The organism is Ditibartonella choladocola, assembly GCF_002007565.1.
Lineage (GTDB): Bacteria > Pseudomonadota > Alphaproteobacteria > Rhizobiales > Rhizobiaceae > Bartonella > Bartonella choladocola.
On the sequence record NZ_CP015625.1, the window covers coordinates 2124676 to 2144466 of the forward strand.

15 protein-coding genes and 1 pseudogene are annotated in these 19791 nt (G+C 48.3%); 11 read left to right on the forward strand and 5 right to left on the reverse strand.

Annotated features, from left to right (window positions below; genetic code table 11):
• Nucleotides 1-94: 94 nt before the first annotated feature.
• The 5 genes from BBC0122_RS09405 to BBC0122_RS09420 all read right to left on the reverse strand — a co-directional run bounded on the left by BBC0122_RS09405 (nt 95) and on the right by BBC0122_RS09420 (nt 4676).
• Nucleotides 95-877, reverse strand: coding sequence for a lytic transglycosylase domain-containing protein (locus BBC0122_RS09405; protein ID WP_077993306.1), 783 nt, complete (start codon nt 875-877; stop codon nt 95-97).
• 312 nt (nt 878-1189) lie between these two features.
• Complete coding sequence (locus BBC0122_RS09410) at nt 1190-2320, reverse strand: Mrp/NBP35 family ATP-binding protein (protein ID WP_077993308.1); 1131 nt, start codon at nt 2318-2320, stop codon at nt 1190-1192.
• Between the two features lie 72 nt (nt 2321-2392).
• Nucleotides 2393-3577: an alpha/beta hydrolase gene (locus BBC0122_RS13190; protein WP_225868106.1), complete on the reverse strand. Its 1185-nt coding sequence runs from the start codon at nt 3575-3577 to the stop codon at nt 2393-2395.
• A gap of 570 nt (nt 3578-4147) precedes the next feature.
• Complete coding sequence (locus BBC0122_RS13040) at nt 4148-4291, reverse strand: hypothetical protein (RefSeq protein WP_188318022.1); 144 nt, start codon at nt 4289-4291, stop codon at nt 4148-4150.
• Between the two features lie 148 nt (nt 4292-4439).
• The gene (locus BBC0122_RS09420; RefSeq protein WP_077993310.1) at nt 4440-4676 is read right to left on the reverse strand and encodes a hypothetical protein; all 237 of its coding nucleotides are present in this window, start codon (nt 4674-4676) and stop codon (nt 4440-4442) included.
• 143 nt (nt 4677-4819) lie between these two features.
• Here BBC0122_RS09420 and BBC0122_RS09425 point away from each other — a divergent pair, with 143 nt between their 5' ends.
• From BBC0122_RS09425 to BBC0122_RS09480, 11 genes and pseudogenes are all read left to right on the forward strand, one after another.
• A complete protein-coding gene (locus BBC0122_RS09425) occupies nt 4820-5869 on the forward strand; it encodes an Lnb N-terminal periplasmic domain-containing protein (RefSeq protein WP_077993312.1) in 1050 nt (349 codons plus the stop codon).
• A 149-nt stretch (nt 5870-6018) separates the two neighbouring features.
• A complete protein-coding gene (gene rpmH, locus BBC0122_RS09430; RefSeq protein ID WP_077993314.1) occupies nt 6019-6153 on the forward strand; it encodes a 50S ribosomal protein L34 in 135 nt (44 codons plus the stop codon).
• Between the two features lie 160 nt (nt 6154-6313).
• A pseudogene (gene rnpA, locus BBC0122_RS13400) lies at nt 6314-6610 on the forward strand (ribonuclease P protein component); the annotation flags it as partial.
• A 232-nt stretch (nt 6611-6842) separates the two neighbouring features.
• Nucleotides 6843-8690 (forward strand): membrane protein insertase YidC, encoded by a 1848-nt coding sequence (gene yidC, locus BBC0122_RS09440; protein WP_077993317.1) that lies wholly within the window; start codon nt 6843-6845, stop codon nt 8688-8690.
• Nucleotides 8691-9347 (forward strand): ribosome biogenesis GTP-binding protein YihA/YsxC, encoded by a 657-nt coding sequence (yihA, locus tag BBC0122_RS09445; protein ID WP_077993318.1) that lies wholly within the window; start codon nt 8691-8693, stop codon nt 9345-9347.
• 942 nt (nt 9348-10289) lie between these two features.
• Entirely contained in the window at nt 10290-10982 is a 693-nt protein-coding gene (locus BBC0122_RS09455; protein ID WP_077993320.1) for a glutathione S-transferase family protein, read from the forward strand.
• Nucleotides 10963-12093 carry a tRNA epoxyqueuosine(34) reductase QueG gene (gene queG, locus BBC0122_RS09460; RefSeq protein WP_077993322.1) on the forward strand — a complete coding sequence of 377 codons (1131 nt, stop codon included), beginning with the start codon at nt 10963-10965 and terminating at the stop codon, nt 12091-12093. Before BBC0122_RS09455 ends, queG begins: the two co-directional genes overlap by 20 nt.
• Nucleotides 12090-13043, forward strand: coding sequence for an SDR family oxidoreductase (locus tag BBC0122_RS09465; protein ID WP_225868107.1), 954 nt, complete (start codon nt 12090-12092; stop codon nt 13041-13043). Before queG ends, BBC0122_RS09465 begins: the two co-directional genes overlap by 4 nt.
• A 106-nt stretch (nt 13044-13149) precedes the next feature.
• Entirely contained in the window at nt 13150-14082 is a 933-nt protein-coding gene (gene mepA, locus BBC0122_RS09470) for a penicillin-insensitive murein endopeptidase (RefSeq protein ID WP_077993324.1), read from the forward strand.
• 183 nt (nt 14083-14265) lie between these two features.
• Nucleotides 14266-15330, forward strand: a complete 1065-nt coding sequence (locus BBC0122_RS09475; RefSeq protein ID WP_077993325.1) for a glucokinase — start codon at nt 14266-14268, stop codon at nt 15328-15330.
• Nucleotides 15331-16477: 1147 nt separating this feature from the next.
• Nucleotides 16478-19525, forward strand: a complete 3048-nt coding sequence (locus tag BBC0122_RS09480) for an autotransporter outer membrane beta-barrel domain-containing protein (protein ID WP_077993327.1) — start codon at nt 16478-16480, stop codon at nt 19523-19525.
• The last annotated feature ends 266 nt before the right edge of the window (nt 19526-19791 follow it).

A 19791-nucleotide genomic window follows, 5' to 3' on the forward strand; every position in this document is an offset into this window, starting at 1 on the left:
TACAACTTCCGACTTTCTATTATCTAACGCAATTACGCGTTTATATACCGGCATAGCCGGCATATAGATAAATTATTTCCTCCCGTTTTGGAAATCACGTTCCGCTGTTCTTCAGTTGCGGTATCGGAATATTGACAGTGCCGTTTCCCGTGCTGACATCGGTTTTCTGCCTTGTGACAGATTCGACAGCAGCTTTGGCATCATCGGAAATACCCGAATTGTCGCCAAGTCCGGTTGCGCCCAGAAGCCCTTTTGCCTTGGCATCATAATAATAGCCGCGGGCGTAAAGGCGCACAGCCTGCGCTTCATCCCCTTCGGCAACCTTGTAGGCACCGGCCAGATATTTCACGGCAAAGCGCAAATTCGTCTCGGCATCGAGAAGCCCCTTCGGGTCGCCCTGATAGCCCATGCCCTTCGCTGTCGGGTGGCTGATTTGCATCAGGCCGAGATAGGGGCCGTTACGAATATTGGGATTGCCGTTGCTTTCACGTTTGACAACCCGCCTCACAAGCCTTTCAGGCACATTATAGGCCAATGAATATTTGGAAATCAGCTCTTCCACTTGCGGACTTGCATGGGCAAGTTCGACAGGACCGGAAGGTGCGGCAAGTGCCGCAGGATTGGCTGCCGCCTCTTTGGCGAGAGCAGCGGGATTTGCTTGTTTGCCGTTAAAAGAGAGTTCCTTGAACACGGGAACGGGAATTCTCTTGTCAATCAGATAACCGTAAGATAACGGCGTTGTCATTGTTCCGACCCGTGCTATCGACTTGGTCGCATCGGTAAGTTCGGCTTTTGGCTTGTTCTCATTGGTACAGGCGCCCAAAAACCCTGTTAGTACAATAATACTGCCGCTGACAATCAAACGTCGTTTAGTCATGCACCACCCGTTTTTATTCAAACTTATGCAAACTTTTTCAAGAAAGCCACAAAATCACGGCTGTCAAAAACGCACATACTCTGTACACAAAATGCGTTCCGGCGTGTATTAGCCAATTTCATGGCAATCCTGTGACCAAATTGTCATTTTCTGGTCAATCACACCGAAAATCCTTGAAAACCTGTGGTTTTACAAGGAATAATCCCGATATGAACGACACTTTGAAACGTAAAATGCGTTTCAAAATGACATCTAGGCACATCAGTTGCAAAGTCAACCTAGCACAACTTGTTCGACTTGGCAAAACATGGTTTACGATAGGTTACTTGCGAGCTTTTCGGCAATTTCCCGATAGAGTTTGGAAAAAGTGCTTTGCGGTTTTGCAACATAGACAGGTGTGCCCGCATCCGACAAAGCGCGAACGTCCGGATCAAGCGGGATTTCGCCCAGAAACGGCACTTGCCGGTGGTGGGCTTCATTGCGCGCCCCGCCGTGGCCGAAAATGTCATAACGTTTGCCGGTATCGGGAGCGATAAAATAACTCATATTTTCTATGACACCCAGAATCGGCACACCGACCTTGGTAAACATTTCGATTCCCTTGCGCGCGTCAACCAATGCGAGATCTTGCGGGGTGGAAACGATAACCGCACCGGTTAACGGCACTTGCTGGGCGAGCGTCAATTGCGCGTCGCCGGTGCCGGGTGGCATGTCGACCACCAAAACATCGAGTGGCCCCCATAAAACATCCCGCAAAAATTGTGTGACCGCCGACATCACCATCGGCCCGCGCCATACCATCGGGCGGTCTTCGTCAACAAGAAAACCCATCGACATCAATTTCAAGCCGAATTTTTCAAGCGTTTCCAGCTTGTTGCCTTCAACAGCACGCGGGCGCTGGTTGATAAGGCCGGTCAGTCTCGGCAGTGACGGCCCATAAATATCGGCATCCAAAAGCCCCGTTTTAAAGCCTTTATCGGCCAGTGCCAAAGCCAGATTGATAGCAGTTGTCGATTTGCCAACGCCACCCTTGCCGGATGCGACAGCAATAATATGTTTGACACCTTCAATCGGCTGTTTTTCACCAACACCGCGACCAACATGCGCATGCCCCGACTGCGCAACAACTTTTTTAGCACTTCCGGCGTGGCTTTCGCTGCCATTCCGGCTTGTCTCCTGACCGGTTCCGCCTTTTTTCTCGGCTGTCAAAGTAACAATAGCCGCTTTGACACCATCAAGCGCCTCGACCACTTTCTGCGCAGCCTGTCGCATCGGCTCCAGTTCCTGCGCACGTTCATCCGGCACAGTTATCGAAAAAAACACTTTGCCATCGGAGATGAAAATTTCCGAAACAAGGCCGAGCGAAACAATATCGCTTTCAAAATCAGGCCCTTTGACCTTTCGCAACTCATCAACAACATCATCGCTTGTGATATTGGACACGAACTTTTCCTTCCTGCAAAATTGCTGGATTTTTCTCTTTCCTATCGCGGTGACAAGCCTTCGGTCAACCGGCTAATGGGCAGTTTTGACGGTTTTTGTATTGGCCGAAATATGGCTCGAATTCTTGTCGGCCAACCATTTGACAATAATGTCGCGGTCACGCTCGCCTATCATATGGTCACTATCGACCATCACATTATCAACCTTGGCAGAATTTTTATGGAACAGGGCCGATAAAGCCGGTTCAAACGGTGAATAAAGCGCGTCCTTTTTGCCCGAAATAATCAGGACTTGTGTTTTCGACAAATCCTCGCGCGCCGTATTATCGAGAATAGGCATTGAACGCATAAGAATGGCACGGCGCACAAGATCGGGATGGCGCATCATAATAACGGCCAGCAAATTCGCGCCATTGGAATAGCCGACAAAAGTCACCCGCGACAAATCATAATTTTCATCATCGGCAAGCCCGACGAGAAATTTTACCAAAGCATCGGCTTCGTGAACAGCATCCTGCTGGTCGAACTTTGTCGGTGTAATTTTTCTGAACCAGCGCGTTTCACCATTTTGCACAATGCGCCCGCGAATGCCGACAAGTGTTGCCCGCGGCCATATCGGGCGGGCAAAGGACAATAACGAATTTTCATCGCCGCCCGACCCGTGAAGCAATATAACCACCTCGCCGGATGGATGATCGGCACGGTCAATGCGCATATGAAAATTCTCTAAACGCTTCAATCCGGTTTCGGTCGCATTATTCTGCTGCATAAAAATTCCTCTATTTCGCGCATTATTGGCATTATTGGCGTTATTGGCGTTGTTGGCGTTATTTCCGTTAAACGCTTTTATATTTCCGGTAAACGTCCGGTCATTCCCGTTCAATGTCGCTCTTTGAAGCGGTTTTCCGGCTTCCGTCTCTGTGTCGCGCCCGTTTTGGAGCGACAAGGCGACCTTCCCGTTTTCCGCTTTTTGCATAAGCGCATTGACTTTTATAACGTCCGAAGATTGTTTAATTTCGCCCGATTTTGCCACTTGACGAGCTTTCCCGCCTTCAACAGGCACAACTCTTCGAGCAGACTTTATCATGCGGGCTGTCTCTGTCTTTATTTGCTCGGATTTTATCCGCTCACGCCCGATTGCCGAGATTATTGCATTTTCATTTTTCGTATCATTTCCGGTTTTCGTTTCATTATTGACCGGATCATTATTGACCGGAAGCGCCAATTTTTCCGCCCCCTCCCCCCATGAGGACGCCATTGCATCGCAAATGAAATTTGCCAATGCCAGAAGAAAAAAGCAACAATAAAACCGAACCCTTTTGTCATGAACACGATTATGAAAAAAACCCTTTAACAATTTATCAATATAAGGAATGGAAGGCCTTCCGGCAAAACAATTAGGGGTGATAAGGTCGTTTTCCCGCACCTTTCAGGCCAAGCTTTGCAAGTTTGCAACGGGGGCAAAACCGGCTCATATCAAGCTGCTTTGCCATAGCCGCTCTGCTCATCTTCGTTCTAGTTCCGGTTGCCCTCGTTTAAGCTCCGGTTGCCTTCGCAAGCCATAGCCGCCCTATTCGCCTGCTCGTCTTTACCGGTTCTGCTAAAAACGGGCTTACTTACCCACCCCATAGCCACTCTATTCGCCTGTGCAACTTCACCGGTTTTGCTGAACACGGGCTTGCCTACCCGCCCCCCGGCAAAAAAACGCCGCCGCCTGTTTTTTAAAGCGCCGCCCGCCTGTTCTATTATGCCTGTTCTATTATGCTTGTTCTATTATGCTTGTTCTATCGGGCTTCACTGTTCCGGTTATTTGAGGGTTTTCTCCCCTTCACAAGGCCGTTCCCGACAATACCATTTCCGACAATTCCATTTCCGATAATTCCATTTCCGACAATTCCGGCCCCGACAATACCATTCCTGACAATGCTATGCCTGTCTTTGCCCGCCTTTGCCTGTCTTTGCCCGCCTTCAATTGTCTTTCATTGTCTTTGATGACGATTGCCGGTTAAAATAAGAAAAAACAATGGCGCTTTAATAAAAAGTAACCGGCGGGCACTTTGCCCTTACGCCACAGCACTTTTTCGGTTCATCATTGCGATAAAAGTTCTCTACGGGCGGGTTTATTTTTCTTTGCCGAAATGCAGAATCAGACCAATTCGCAACGCTTCAATACACAATAAATCGCGCAAAATTTTATCATCCAAATCGAAGCTGTCATTGTATGAATGAAAATTCTCGACCGACCTTTCGACCTCGAAAACGCCATTGACCGGAAATTCAAATGATTTATTTTCCGATGAAAGATATTGACGAATCGTAGAGATCAGCCGTTGCATATCTGTGCACTGTTCATTCATCCCGATACCCGATATACTCTATATAACAAATAGCAATCATAAGTTGTTTTTTGTTTGAATACAACCTTATTCTTCGGCAATAATATCGCCACTTTGTAACGTAATATTGCAGACTGGAAATTTATTGGCATCCGAGTCGTTTTATGCAGCAAAGTCTTTCCGTAAACCGGACAAAATTCACCCGTATCATCGCCCGTATAGTGACACAAGTTGCACGTGCGATCTGGTTTGTTTTTGCCTGTTTCATGCTGCTGTGGAGCCTGTTTGCGTTTTTCTATCAATTGCCGTTCAACATGCCGGTTTTTGTTACCATTGCGGTTTTGTGGCTTGTCATCGGCATTTATGCATTGGCGCTTGAATTCAGAACGCCGTGGAAATCGCGGATTATATTGGCGATTATGTTTATTGCCGTTACAAGCTGGTGGGCAACGATAAAGCCGACATTACACCGCGATTGGGCGCCGGAATTATCAAAAAGTGTCGAGGCGGAATTCGACCCGATCAATCCCGACATTGTCCATCTTGAAAATATCCGCGATTTTGACTGGATTTCGGCTTACGAGGGAAAAGAACGATGGGAAAACGGCACTTATAATATCAAAGACATTGTCGGACTTGACGTGTATTTATCCTATTGGATGGGGCCTTATATTGCCCACACGCTTGTAGGCTTTACTTTCAAAGACGGGCGTCATCTGGTTTTTTCGGCAGAAATCCGGCGCACAAAAGACCAGAGTTTTTCGGCCATAGGCGGTTTTTTCAAAGAATTTGAATTGATAATGATTGCCGCACCTGAAGAAGACATTATAAAATTGCGCACGGATATAAGAGGTGAACATGTTTACCGCTACCCGATCAATGTAGACCGGGAAAAGATCGAAGAGCTCTTTCTGAATTATCTTGAAACAGCCAACAAGCTTGCCCGTAAAGCACGCTTCTATAATACTGTGACGGCCAATTGCACAACGGTGGTGTTTGACATGGCGCGCATTCTCGACCCTGGCATACCGCTTGACTGGCGCATTCTCTTTTCAGGACAACTTCCCTCCTATCTTTATGATCTCAAGGTGGTGGATACGAAAAAATCATTGGCCACACTTGTTGACGAAGCCCGTATCGTGCCCCAGATAAATGGCCGTCGCGACCAATATTCTGTTGATATAAGACGGGAGCGAAACACGAACGGCAATTGACTCGGCGAAAACTAAACCGTATAAGCGCAAAAATTGCCCCTGAACTGCAACTTGAACTTGAAGCAGGCGAAAGGGCACAAAAACTGTTCAACCGGCGGGAAACCGCACATAGAACCAAGAAGGGCCGCACGCCGCGGTATGTTAAATAAATGAAACGTACATATCAACCGTCCAAACTCGTTCGTAAACGCCGCCACGGTTTCCGTGCGCGCATGGCAACCCTTGGTGGCCGCAAAGTGATTGCAGCCCGCCGCACACGTGGTCGCAAACGCCTTTCAGCCTGATTTCGACTTTATTGCTGACTGGTTCAAGGATTTTACAACGATATGGGGGAAAGTTTGTTTCGGCTACAGCTTTTTCCCTTCTTCGCTGCAAATGGTCCGGCATTGAAACACCCGTTGGAACCCGCTTCCTTATGGCAGAGTTTTGTTAAAGGTTTTTCCGATGCGTGAGAAATCCTACCTCCGCCTTCGCAAAAGGGCGGATTTTTTGGCATTAAGAAACGGTGAAAAACGACGTGGCCCGTTTTTTCTTCTGGAATCGAAAAGTCGCGATTTACCGGAAGAAATCAAGGAAAAAACCTTGCCGCGCGTCGGCTTTACCGTAACACGTAAAAATGGTAATGCGGTCAGGCGCAACCGCATCAAGCGGCGACTACGCGAGGCATTCCGGCTTTCATTGACGCGTGACAAAGCCGCTCGTAACATCGCCGTTCGTGACATCGCCGCTCATGACAAGGCCGCCGCCACAAATTGTGACATCACCGCCGGCACAAATTGTGACATCGCCACTTGTGACATCACCGTTCGTGACATCACCGCCGGCGCAAATTGTGACCTTGTCAACGGAACAGATTATGTCATCATTGCGCGTCCCGATGCACTTGACGCATCATTCGCCAGTCTGACCGGAGAAATGAAGCGCCGGTTCGGACAAAAATGCAAAACTCGAAACGATAACAGGACAATCGCTCATGGAATATAATCGTAATTTTTTCATTGCTATTGGATTGTCTCTGCTTATCATTCTTGTCTGGCAGTTTTTTTACGTTGCACCGAAAAATGCCGACCAGCAAAAGGCACAAGAAATTGCTCGCCAGATCGAGCAAGATCAACAGGCACAAAATCAGGCCGTTCCGACTGCTGAAAATGGCACTGTAACACCGCCGCAAAACAAAGACGAAACAAACCCCGCCGGTCTTGAAATGACACCGGACGCCCGCAATGCGGCGTTGAACAAGTCCAAACGCGTTTTGATCGACACACCTGAACTGCAAGGGTCGATCAACCTTGTCGGCGCCCAGTTCGATGATCTGTTTTTGAAAAATTACCGCTTGACGGTTGACAAGAACTCGCCGGAAATTGCGCTTCTCAATCCCAATGGTTTCAACACAACCTATATCGCCGAATTCGGTTTTACCGGCAAGGGTTTGCCCGCCGGAAGCCTGCCGCAATTCAATACCGAATGGAAGGTTGATGGCGAAAACGCAACCTTGACACCCAAGACACCCGTTCATCTTGTCTATGATAATGGTCAGGGACAAGTCTTCCACCGTGTGATCTCGGTTGACGACAATTACATGTTCACCATTTCCGACAGTGTCACCAATAATGCTTCTTCGGTTGTAAGCCTTCTGCCTTATGCGCGCGTTGCCCGCGCTGCTCCTCCCGAACACGCAAGTGCCACCTATCTTCTCCATGAAGGCATGATCGGCGTTGCCGGTGATGACGGCCTCAAGGAAGAAAAATATGCCGCGCTCAAGGATTTGAAGCCGGATGCGTCAAACGAAAAGAAAATGGTTTTCGATAAGGTCAAAGGCGGCTTTATCGGCATTACCGACAAATATTGGGCAGTTGCCGCTATTCCTCCGCAGGACGAGGAATATACCAGCCGTTTTGTCTATTTCGATCGTCTTTCCACCCATTACCAGTCGGATTTGACCGGAAAGGCCATCACCGTCGCTTCGGGTGCAACCGAAACCATCACCAATCATTTGTTTGCCGGAGCCAAACGCGTTGAAGCCATCAATGCCTATCAGGACAATCTGAAGATTTTAAAATTCGAATTGTTGATTGACTGGGGCTGGTTCTCGATCATCACCAAGCCGATGTTTGCTCTGATCGACATTCTCTATAAGCTCACCAACAATTTCGGTGTTGCCATTCTGCTTGTTACTGTCATTTTGAAAGCGGTTCTGTTCCCGCTTGCCAACAAGTCTTATAAATCCATGGCGCGCATGAAAGTTGTGCAACCGGCAATGATGGAAATCCGCTCCAAATATGCCGATGACAAGGTCAAGCAACAACAAGCCATTATGGAGCTTTATAGAACCGAGAAAATCAACCCGCTTGCCGGTTGCTGGCCGCTTCTGGTGCAATTCCCGATTTTCTTTGCCCTTTATAAAGTGCTCTATATCACCATTGAAATGCGCCATGCGCCGTTCTTTGGCTGGATTCAGGACCTTGCCGCCCCCGACCCGACATCGCTCTTTAATCTGTTCGGTTGGCTTCCCTATAATGTTCCGGCATTTTTGATGATCGGTGCATGGCCTGTCATTATGGGTATCACCATGTTCTTGCAAATGCGCATGAACCCGACACCCCCCGACCCGACACAGGCCATGATTTTCACATGGATGCCGATTGTCTTTACATTCATGCTCGCTTCGTTTCCTGCCGGTCTCGTTATTTACTGGGCATGGAACAACACGCTGTCGATCTGCCAGCAGGCGATCATCATGAAAAGTCAGGGTGCAAAGATCGAACTTTGGGACAATCTCAAAGCTATCTTCAAAAAGAAACCGAAGAAAGAGACCAAATAAGTGACAGACAGTCCTGCATTGGCGGGACTTTTTGCCCGTAACTGGATTTTTATCCGCGGTGTACCGGCAATGAAGTTTCTGCCGCCCGAAGGGCCAGCCGAAATTGCCTTTGCCGGTCGCTCCAATGTCGGCAAATCCTCGCTCATCAATGCGCTGGTTGGCCATAAAGGTCTCGCCCGCACGTCAAACACACCCGGTCGCACACAGGAGCTCAACTATTTTGTGCCTGATGGCTTTACCGGCACTGTTGATGATTTGCCGCCGCTCGCACTTGTCGATATGCCGGGCTATGGCTTTGCCGAAGCGCCGAAAGCGCAGGTCGACCAATGGACAAAGCTGATTTTCGATTATCTGCGTGGTCGCACAACTTTAAAACGCGTTTATGTGCTGATTGATTCCCGCCACGGTATCAAAAAGAATGACGGGGATGTGCTCAGCCTTCTTGATAAAGCAGCCGTTTCCTATCAGATTGTGTTGACCAAGATCGACAAGATCAAACCGGCCGAACTTCAAAAATTGATCGAAAAAACCCATCTGACGATTGCCAAACGCCCTGCCGCTTTTCCCCACATCATTGCCACCTCTTCCGAAAAAGGAATAGGCCTTGACGATTTGCGGGAAACGATTTTAGAGGCTGCCAATCCGCTTGCCCGATAAGTTTCGCACGATCAAGTTTTTGTTCTTTGAATTTTGCCCCGTTCAAGTTTTGCGCGGTTCAAATTTTACGCGGTTGAAGTTTCGCCCCTTTCAAGTTTTGACCCTTCCAAGTTTCGCCCCTTCCAAGTTTCGCCCCTTCCAAGTTTCGCCCCTTCCAAGTTTTGACCCGTTCAAGTTTTGCCCCGTTCAATTTTTGCCCCTTCCAAGTTTTGACCCGTTCAATTTTTGCCCTGTCAAATTTTACGCGGTTGAAGTTTCGCCCCTTCCAAGTTTTGCCGCTTCCAAGTTTTGACCCTTTCACGTTTTGCCCCTTTCAAGTTTTGACCCTTTCAAGTTTCGCCCCTTCCGAGTTTTGACCCGTTCAAGTTATGACCGATTTCGTTTTCAAAAGTGGCGGCTTGAAAATGCGCGCCACAACAAACAAAACCTTTTTGGCAAGCGTGAAATTATTTGCAGTCATTGCCTCATCATTGAAACCAGGTTGGTAAAGGCCGGCTATTGGAAATCACTTCCTGTTTTTTAAAAAATCCTGCCTTCATTTTAAAAATTCCCCCTTTTTCTGAAACTATTTGCGCGCAAAGCCTCACCAGCCAAACCCCTTTTTTAAAAAACCGGCTCTGCCCCTTGTCCGAAAACAGTTTTTATGAAAAAGCCACCGGCTTACAATTGAACTCTTGCAGAAATTTTGAGAGGGCAAGACAAAACATCCGGCACGTCAAGACAAATCATGATTACGTCACTTCATGACTATGTCTTTTCAACTTGACCGGTTTGTTCATTCCGTTTTCAAATTATTAACGTTGAGAAACAATTTTTTGCCGCGTTTTACAATTGGTTAAGCATGAGTGTTGCAACAGGGGGAGCATTGTGGTTCCCTTTCTTGTTCTTCGGGCGAATGGGTTCTATAACGTTGTTCAAATCTGTAAGAAATCCAGAGTAGTCATGCTAACGCTTTTTCATCATCCGATGTCCTCTTCATCCCGTTTTGTGCGGCTCATCCTCAATGAATATGATGTGGCCACCAACCTGATCGAAGAGTATGAATGGGCACGCCGGCGCGAGTTTCTTGTGCTCAATCCGGCCGGCAGTGTACCGGTACTTCTGGCAGAACGCGAAGTGCCGCTTTGCGGCGCCTATGTCATTTACGAATATCTTGATGAAACGCGCGGCGGCTTGCGCCGCGACCAGCGCTTCTTTCCCGAAAACCCGCTTGAACGCGCAGAAGTGCGCCGCCTGACCGAATGGTTTTTAACGAAGTTTGAAAGCGAAGTAACCCGTCACATTGTGCGCGAACGTATTTATAAACGCGAAATTCCGCTGGCGCAGGGAGGTGGTGCACCCGATTCACAAACCTTGCGCAATGCCCGTGCCAATATTCGCCCGCATATGAAATATCTCGAATGGCTTTGCGCCTCGCGTGACTGGCTCGCCGGAAACTCTATCTCTTATGCCGATCTGGCAGCCGCCGCTTCACTTTCGGTTCTCGATTTCATGGGCGAATTGGACTGGAAGTCTTTTCCTGCCTCGCGCGACTGGTATATGCGTATCAAATCGAGGCCATCCTTCCGGCCGCTTCTGAATGACCGCATAAGGGGCATTGCACCGAGCACGCATTATGCCGATCTCGACTTCTAGCGACAAAGCAAAACTCAAGGATTTTCTCCTCAAAGAAGCCGCAGCCCTCGGTTTCGATGCCATTGCGATCACCGGTTCCAACAATCAAAAAGCCGGTATTCACCTTTTCGAGGCATTGAACCACGGCTATCACGGTACCATGGAATGGATGGTTGAAACCGCTAAACGGCGCATGGCTCCTGCCAATTTATGGCCGGAAGTCAAATCGGTCATTATGCTTGCTATGAATTACGGGCCGGAAGCGCATGAATTCCACCTGAGACCCGACAAAAGTTCCGGCAATATTTCCTATTATGCCCGCCATCGTGATTATCATGAATTGATAAAGGGGCGTCTCAAGCAGATCGCTTCGCGCTTTGTTTCGCGTTTCGGCGGCGATGTCAAAGTCTTTGTCGATACCGCACCCGTTATGGAAAAACCGCTTGCCCAACTTGCCGGGCTTGGCTGGCAGGGAAAGCACACAAATCTTGTAAGCCGTGAATTCGGTTCGTGGCTTTTTCTCGGTTCCATTTTTACCGATGTGGAACTTCCCTTCGATCAACCGGAAATCGACCATTGCGGTTCCTGCCACGCCTGTCTTTCCGCCTGCCCTACTCACGCCTTTCCCGCCCCTTATCAGCTCGATGCACGCCGCTGCATCTCCTATCTGACCATCGAACTCAAAGAGCAAATCCCGCTTTCATTCCGAAAAGCCATCGGCAACCGCATTTACGGTTGTGATGATTGCCTTTCCGCCTGCCCGTGGAACAAATTTGCCCGCAACACACGTGAAATCAAACTCAAAGCACGAGAAGATCTGATTGCCCCGAAACTCGATTTTCTTTTGAAACTTGATGATGCGGCTTTCCGTTCATTTTTCACCGCCTCTCCGGTCAAGCGTATCGGGCGCAACCGCTTTATCCGCAATTGTCTGATTGCTGCGGGAAACAGCGCCGACCGCTCGCTTGTCAATGTGGTCAAGCCGCATTTAAAGGATCCCGATCCGCTTGTTGCCGGTATGGCCGTCTGGGCCTTGAAACAACTCCTCACAAAAGCCGAATTTGATGAATTGGCAAAGCGTTCTATAACATTCGCTTCAGACCCCGATGTGTTAAAGGAATGGGAAGATTGAAACAGGATAGAGCAAAAGGAAAAGCACCCGCACCGGAACAATTCATGATGCTCGGAGCCGGTTATTCGGCTCGCGCCTTCGGTTCGCTTTATGGTGAAAACTTGTCCCTCGAACCCGACACATCAGACACCACTTCCGCCGCCCGAAAAAGCCGGATTTGCGGCACAACACGCACAAAAGAAAAATTCGCCTCTCTCGAAAGTGCCAATATCGAACCCTTTCTTTTTGACGAGCCGAACCCGACCTTTTTTGAACGGCTTGAAACAACAACACATCTTGTTATTTCGGTTTCACCCGATGACACAATGAGCGACGCGGTGTTAAACCGTCCCGACATTCTTGGCTCTATGCCGGCGTTAAAATGGATAGGCTATCTTTCCACCATTGGCGTTTATGGCAATCATGATGGCCGTTGGATTGACGAGTCTGCCCCCTGTCGCCCCTCGCTCAAACGCAACATTGCCCGCCTTGAAGTGGAAAAAAAATGGCAGGCTTTCGGGGAAAAACGCAATATTCCCGTTGCCGTTTTGCGCCTTGGCGGCATTTATGGCCCATCGCGCAATCCTTTTATAAAATTAAGTCAGGGCAATAAAACGCTCATTATCAAAAAGGGGCAATTTTTCAACCGCATTCATGTTGATGATATTGCCGGTGTCATCAAGGCTTTGTCTTCGGCAAAACGTGAAGGCATTTTCAATATTGTCGATAATGAACCGGCAGCGCCTGAAGATGTCATGCATTATGCGGCAAAATTGATGGGTGTGGCCGATCTTGAAGAAGTGCCCTTTGAAAAAGCCGATATGTCGCCCATGGCACGTTCTTTTTATGGTGATAATAAAAGAATATTGAACCATAAACTTTTAAAAACAGGATATAATCTGAAATATCCCGATTATCGAACCGCATTGGAAGCCATGTGGGCAGATCATCTTCGGGGTAAAAAGTTCTAGCAATCGCACGCAAAACCGAAAAGCAGGCGGAGGCTTGAAAAAAGTTGCAAATATTGAACATTGTTGTGCTTTTAAAAAAAGTTTGCGCATTTGAAAGGCGTTAGGAATGTCTTCACGGTTCAAGTCACTCAACCGGATTTTGGCAACAACATTGGCTGCGGTTTTTTTGCCAATGGCGCTGGCGCATAGTGAAGAGCCGACCGAACAAACTTCCGACGCACCGGCAAAACAGGCTTTTGGTGCTGTCAGATTGCCCTCGTCCGGTCAAGCGCAATCCATCGGTTTTTATTCCAAAGGTTGTCTCAATGGTGCCGAAGCCCTGCCGATCGACGGCCCCAACTGGCAAGTCATGCGCCTTTCGCGTAACCGCAATTGGGGGCATCCGGCCACCATACGCTTTATCGAGCAATTGTCGCGGCAGGCTGCCAAAGATGGCTGGTCGGGTCTCCTCATCGGCGACATTTCGCAACCGCGCGGCGGGCCGATGCTGAACGGGCACGCTTCCCACCAGATCGGGCTTGATGCGGATATCTGGCTCACACCTATGCCGGACCACCGTTTAAGCGCGGAAGAAAGAGAAAATATGCAAGGCGTGTCTATGCTTAAAAAAGATTCGCTTTATGCCGACCCGAAAAAATGGACTCCCGAACGCACAGCCCTTATTCGCGACGCAGCAGAAAACCCCGCAGTCGAACGCATTTTTGTGCATCCGGGAATAAAAAAACAGTTGTGCGACACAGTCACCGGTGACCGTTCATGGCTCCAGAAAGTGCGCCCTTATTGGGGGCATTTCTGGCACTTCCATGTGCGGTTGAAATGCCAGCCGGGTTCGGGAAATTGCAAACCGCAACCAAAAGTGACAGCCGGTGACGGTTGCGACAAATCGCTTGCCTGGTGGTTTACCGATGAACCATGGGCCGACAAAAAACCCAAAAAGCCCGTTACAACACCACCCCCGAAACCGCGTGTGATGATGGTTTCGGATTTGCCGAAGGAATGTCGTGCGGTTTTGAATGCACCGGAAAAACCGGCTAAATAGAAATGACTGTGCAAATATTAACAGCTTGAGAGAAGCGAATATATTTAACTGCTTGGGAGAACGAATATATTTAATTGCTTGAGCAAAGCGAATATATTTAACTACTTGAGCAAAGCGGATATATGAATAGCTTGAATAAAGAGGATCTTTGCAAATCAACCACCAAACCGAGGAATGGCCTTTATGCAAAATCAAAATCTGGAATTTCCTGTTCTTATCGGCGATATTGGTGGCACCAATATGCGATTTTCGCTCATCCTCAATCAGGCTGGCGAACAGCTTGCCATTGCCACCCGCAAGGTTGATGAATTTCCAACCATTGAAGAGGCGATCCGGCTAACCATTCTACCACTTTTAAAGACGGCTCCGAAATCGCTGTTTCTGGCCATTGCCGGTCCGGTCACCGGCGATCATATCAAATTGACCAATTGTGACTGGGTTATTGCCCCGAAAAAGCTGATAAAAGAATTCGGCTTCAACGAAGTCTTCATTATCAATGATTTCGAGGCGCAAGCCCTGTCGACGGTGACCCTGCCGGAAAAATATCTGCAAGCCATTGGCCCGATAAACACCGCGACAGATAATACAAAAGTCATTATCGGTGCCGGTTCGGGTCTCGGCATTGCCGGTTTGATCTATCTCGACGGTCGCTATATCCCGATTGAAGGAGAAGGCGGACATGTCGATTATGCCCCGCAAAGCGAAGAAGATCTTGCTCTCTACCCGTTTTTGAAAAAAATTGTCGGCCGTGTAAGTGCCGAAGAGCTGTTAAGCGGGCGTGGACTTCTCAACATCTATCGCGCATTCTGCGACATGCGCGGGGTTCCCTCCAATATCGCAGTGCCTGAAGAAGTTACGGCTGAAGCCTTGCTTTTCCATCAACAATTTGCCAATCAACAATTTGCCAATCAACACCGGCCCCATGACAATCCGGCTTTTGACGCAGTCCGGTTTTTCATCAATTATCTCGCGCGTCTTGCCGGTGATTTTGCCCTCGTTTTCAAAGCCGAAGGCGGCGTTTATATTGGCGGGGGTATTTTGCCGGAAATGCTCCAACTGTTAGACGAAACCGAATTTCGCAAAAATTTCATCCACAAACAGCCGCACGAGAAATTGCTTGAAACAATCGCTACCTTCATTATCCTTCACCCGCGGGCAGCTCTTGTCGGAATGGAATCCTATGTCCGTGATCCGGCTCGCTTCATGCTTGATAAAGAAGGCCGGTTCTGGGTCAAAAACCTGAAGTAGTCCTTCCTTCGGCACTTGTCGGAATGGAATCCTATGCCCGTGATCCGGCTCGCTTCATGCTTGATAAAGAAGGCCGGTTCCGGGTCAAAAACCTGAAGTAGTCCTTCCTTCGGCACTTGTCGGAATGGAATCCTATGTCTGTGATCCCGCTCGCTTCATGCTTGATAAAGAAGGCCGGTTCCGGGTCAAAAACCTGAAGTAGTCCTTCCTTCGGTACTTGTCGGAATGGAATCCTATGTCCATGATCCCGCTCGCTTCATGCTTGATAAAGAAGGCCGGTTCTGGGTCAAAAACCTGAAGTAGCCATTCCTTCGGCACTTGTTGGAATGGAAGCCTATGTCCGTGATCCCGCTCGCTTCATGCTTGATAAAGAAAGCCGGTTCCGGGTCAAAAACCTGAAGTAGCCATTCCTTCGGCACTTGTCGGAATGGAATCCTATGCCCATGATCCCGCTCGCTTCATGTTTGATAAGAAAGGCCGGTTCCGGGTCAAAAACCTGAAGTAGCCATTCCTTCGGTACTTGTCCGAATGGAATCCTATGTCCGTGATCCCGCTCGCTTCATGCTTGATAAGTAAGGCCCGTTCCTTTTCTATCATACCGGTTAAAGTCAAAAATACCGGTTAAAAACCGGAGTAAACAGGAAACACCCCGAATATAGTAACCAATCCCGATTGACGTCTATAAAACCAATTTTCGCCCGACAAAGTCCCGACAACGATCAAGCGGAACTATAAAACCAATTTTCGCCCGATAAAGCCCCGACAACGATCAAGCGGAATGATCGGCACTGTTAACCAGTTGAAGGCGCTTTTCCACCCTATCGCGACAATCTTCTTCGTCTTTTCAGTGCTCACATAACCTGCCTTTTACCTGACACTTTTTATTGAAACAGAAAATTATTTAAACCGACAAAGTTTTTCCCGTTCCGTTTGAAGTTTCATACGGTCAATCCGGCAAAAAATGTACTTTCAATTTATAAATTTTTAAAAATGCAAACGCAAAATATTATTTTTGTGTTAACGATATGTGTGGCGTATGCCATATCGGCCTTGCTTTCCTGTTTGATAGCTCTTAAAAAACTCGTTCGGCGAATTACCAGATTTCTTTGGAAAAGCTGCACTTTCATTTGCTTCTCGGGGTTTTATCATGTCATTCAAACTGAAATATTTGCATTCGGTTTCTCTATGTGCCTTTTCTGCGGCAATAGGCATAACCGCTTCCACAAGCCTTGTTGCAAATTGCGCTTTAGCCGGCGAGATCAGCTATAATGGAAGTGATAATAGCCTGCTTCTCAAGGATTCCACATCCAATTCCGATCAATATAAAAGCCTCTATTCGCAAACAAACCTTTCCGGAAATACGATCACAGTCATTGGCGGGTCAGACAAGCAGATAGAATGGTCGACAACAGATGGCGCCATTGCACCTTATATTATTTATGGCGGGGTCGATATCTTCGAGGAAAATAAAGCGGCTTCCCACCCCCTTAGCGATAATATCTCCGCTAACAACCTCATCATAAAAAATGTTTCCTATGACTGGTCAGCCACTACTGCCGAAAATAACCATTCTTATTCTCAACCCGGTCAATTCGGCGGCGGTTCCATAATCGGCGGGCTGAGCTATGGCAATGCTTCAAATACAAGCGGTAATGAGGAGCAAGAAAACGGAGTACATGGCAAAAGCATTTCCGGAAACTCCATTATCCTTGAAAATGTCAGCGTGACGGGCGGTAATGGCGGCAATGCAACGAATGAAAAAAACGTGATGTCAACCGTTGCAGGAAGCAGTATCGGAGGCATGGGAGGAGCTTCTATTTTTGGTGGATTGAGCATTGGAGTTACCGAATACGCGTTCGACCATGATGACGAAGAGGGCGACAGCGGAAACGGCGGTGACGTATTCAATAATACAATAAGTTTGAAAAATGTAACCCTCATTGGCGGTGCTGGTGGCAATGGCGGAGCTAATCCTGATATGGATGATAACGCGGGAGGTCTAGGCGGTTTCGGCGGCGGCTCCGTCTTTGGTGGTGTCAGTATCGGTGCTGCAGGTGGGCCTCTTGAAGCCGGTGATGGCGGTGCAGTCCATGATAATGGAATTTCTCTTGTCGATGTCACATTGACTGGCGGAAATGGCGGAAATGGCGGTTTGTCGAAAGATGATGCCGGTTCTGGCAATGGTGGCGTGGCTGGTGGCTCTGTCTTCGGCGGTTTATCCATCTCCAGTGCCAATGGTTTTGGTACAAAAACATCTGGCAAAGGTGGAAACGTTTACAACAATCATATTCTTCTCGACAATGTCACTTTGAATGCCGGCGATGTCGGCAGAAGCGGAGGAAAAGGTAGTATGGGCGGTGCCGGAATTGACGGGCTTGAGGGCGGCTCGGTTTTCGGCGGGGCCAGTATCGGCGGAGCAAGCGGAGATGGTGATGGCAGAGAAAGCACGGCCGGAAAAGGTGGCGATGTTAAAGACAATACAATCGTCATTTCCGGAAAAACCTCTATCTCCGGCAATGTTTATGGCGGCTTTTCGCAAGGTGGTGCGGCCGGCGAAAAAGCGAAAACAGGTTTGTCTGGCGACATAACTGGAAATGCCATTACACTTGAAGGCGATGGAATAACCATCGGCAAGCGCGACGCAAGCGGCAATATAGTAAGTTACGGCGCAATTTATGGCGGTTACAGCCTGAAAGGCGACGGCACAATCAATGAATTGGCCAATGTCTTTACCGGTAACACTCTCACTCTTGACGGCTATCGCGGTAAAGTTTCTGGCATTTATAATTTCCAGAATTATCACTGGATTTTGCCGACCGATGTGAAAAATGGCAATACCTTGATAAAAATTGCCGAAGGCGGCAAGGCTGTTGATCTCACCAATACCAACCATACAATTGCCGATATGGCTCCTTCGGGTAACCGCCTTGAAACCGGCAATATCGTCACTTTGATCGACAAAACCAGCGGAACACTGAACGCACAAAGCGCTTACACCATCCATCAAGGGCAATTCATTGTCTATCAGGCAAAACTTCAGCAGACGCACGACAGCGATAATGCTCTTGTTCTGAAAATTGCCAGAAGACAAAATGACGGCACAACCGGAAACAATAGCGACGGCGAAGACAATACTGGCGGCGAAAACAATCAGCAAGGGGGGCAATCGGCCGCACAATTGAACCCGCAGTCGAAGGCTTATTCGGAAGGTCGCGCAGCAAGCCTCGGCTTTGTTTCGCAAGGCTCCGATGTTATTGCCAACAGCATGGGTACAATTAGCAGTATGGCAACAACAACGGATAACCGCATCAATCATCCGCTCTATGTTCCCTTTATCATGACCGGCGGCTCTTCCTCTCGTTATCAAACCGGAAGCCATGTCGAGATTGACGGTTTCAACATGATTGCCGGTCTTGCTTTCGGCTTTAACCTTGAAGCCGGTCATAAAGTCACAACCGGCGCATTCTTTGAATATGGCCGCGGTACTTATGACACCCATAACAGTTTCGACCGTTTTGCTTCTGTCCATGGCGATGGCGATAGCGATTATAAGGGTGGTGGCATTTTCGCCCGTGTCGAATTTGCCGGAACCGGTCTCGGATTGGTGAAAAATCTGAAACCCGACGAAACGGACGGGCTTTATGCCGATGCATCTTTGCGTTTCGGCCAGTCGGACGGGAAGTTTACTGCCGGTCGCAAATTCGGTCTTGCGGAACAGGTGGTCGACTATCACGGTTCTTATGACAGCACGGCCAATTATTTCGGTGGCCATGTCACGGGCGGCTATGTCTTCAATTTTGATGACCGGCGCGCCCTTGATGTCTATGGCCGCTATTTATGGACACATATGGAAAGCGATACGGTTAAAATCGACAAGGAAAAATTGCATTTCGACAGTTCGACGAGTTCGCGTATCGAACTCGGCTCCCGTTATTCCTATCAATATAATGATTGGTTCAAGCCTTATATCGGCGCAACCTATGATTACGAGTTTGACGGCGATGTCGGTGCAAAAGCCTATGAATTCGATTTGCACAAACCGTCACTTGAAGGCTCGACCGGCATTTTTGAAGCCGGTTTCAGGATGAACCCGTTGAGAGACAACAAAGCTTTGACAATCAATGTTGATGGTCAAGGCTATGTCGGCGCCCGCCAGGGTGGCGGCGGCGGCATCAAACTCAAATACGAATTTTGATAAAACACGCTTTTACGAGTTCTGATAAAACACGCTTTGGCAAAGGTATATCTCGAACTTTGGCAAGGCAGAGGTTCATACTTTGGCAAAGCAAAGTTTCAAGCTTTGGCAAAGCAATGTTTCAGACTTTGGCAAGGCAAAGTTTCAAGCCTTGGCAAAGCAGAGTTTCAGACTTTTTCAAATCAAAGTTTCAGGCTTTTACAGAGCAAAGTCTCAAGAAGACCACCTCTCGCCGGAGAAATTACGAAAAACCGGGCTTTGTCAGG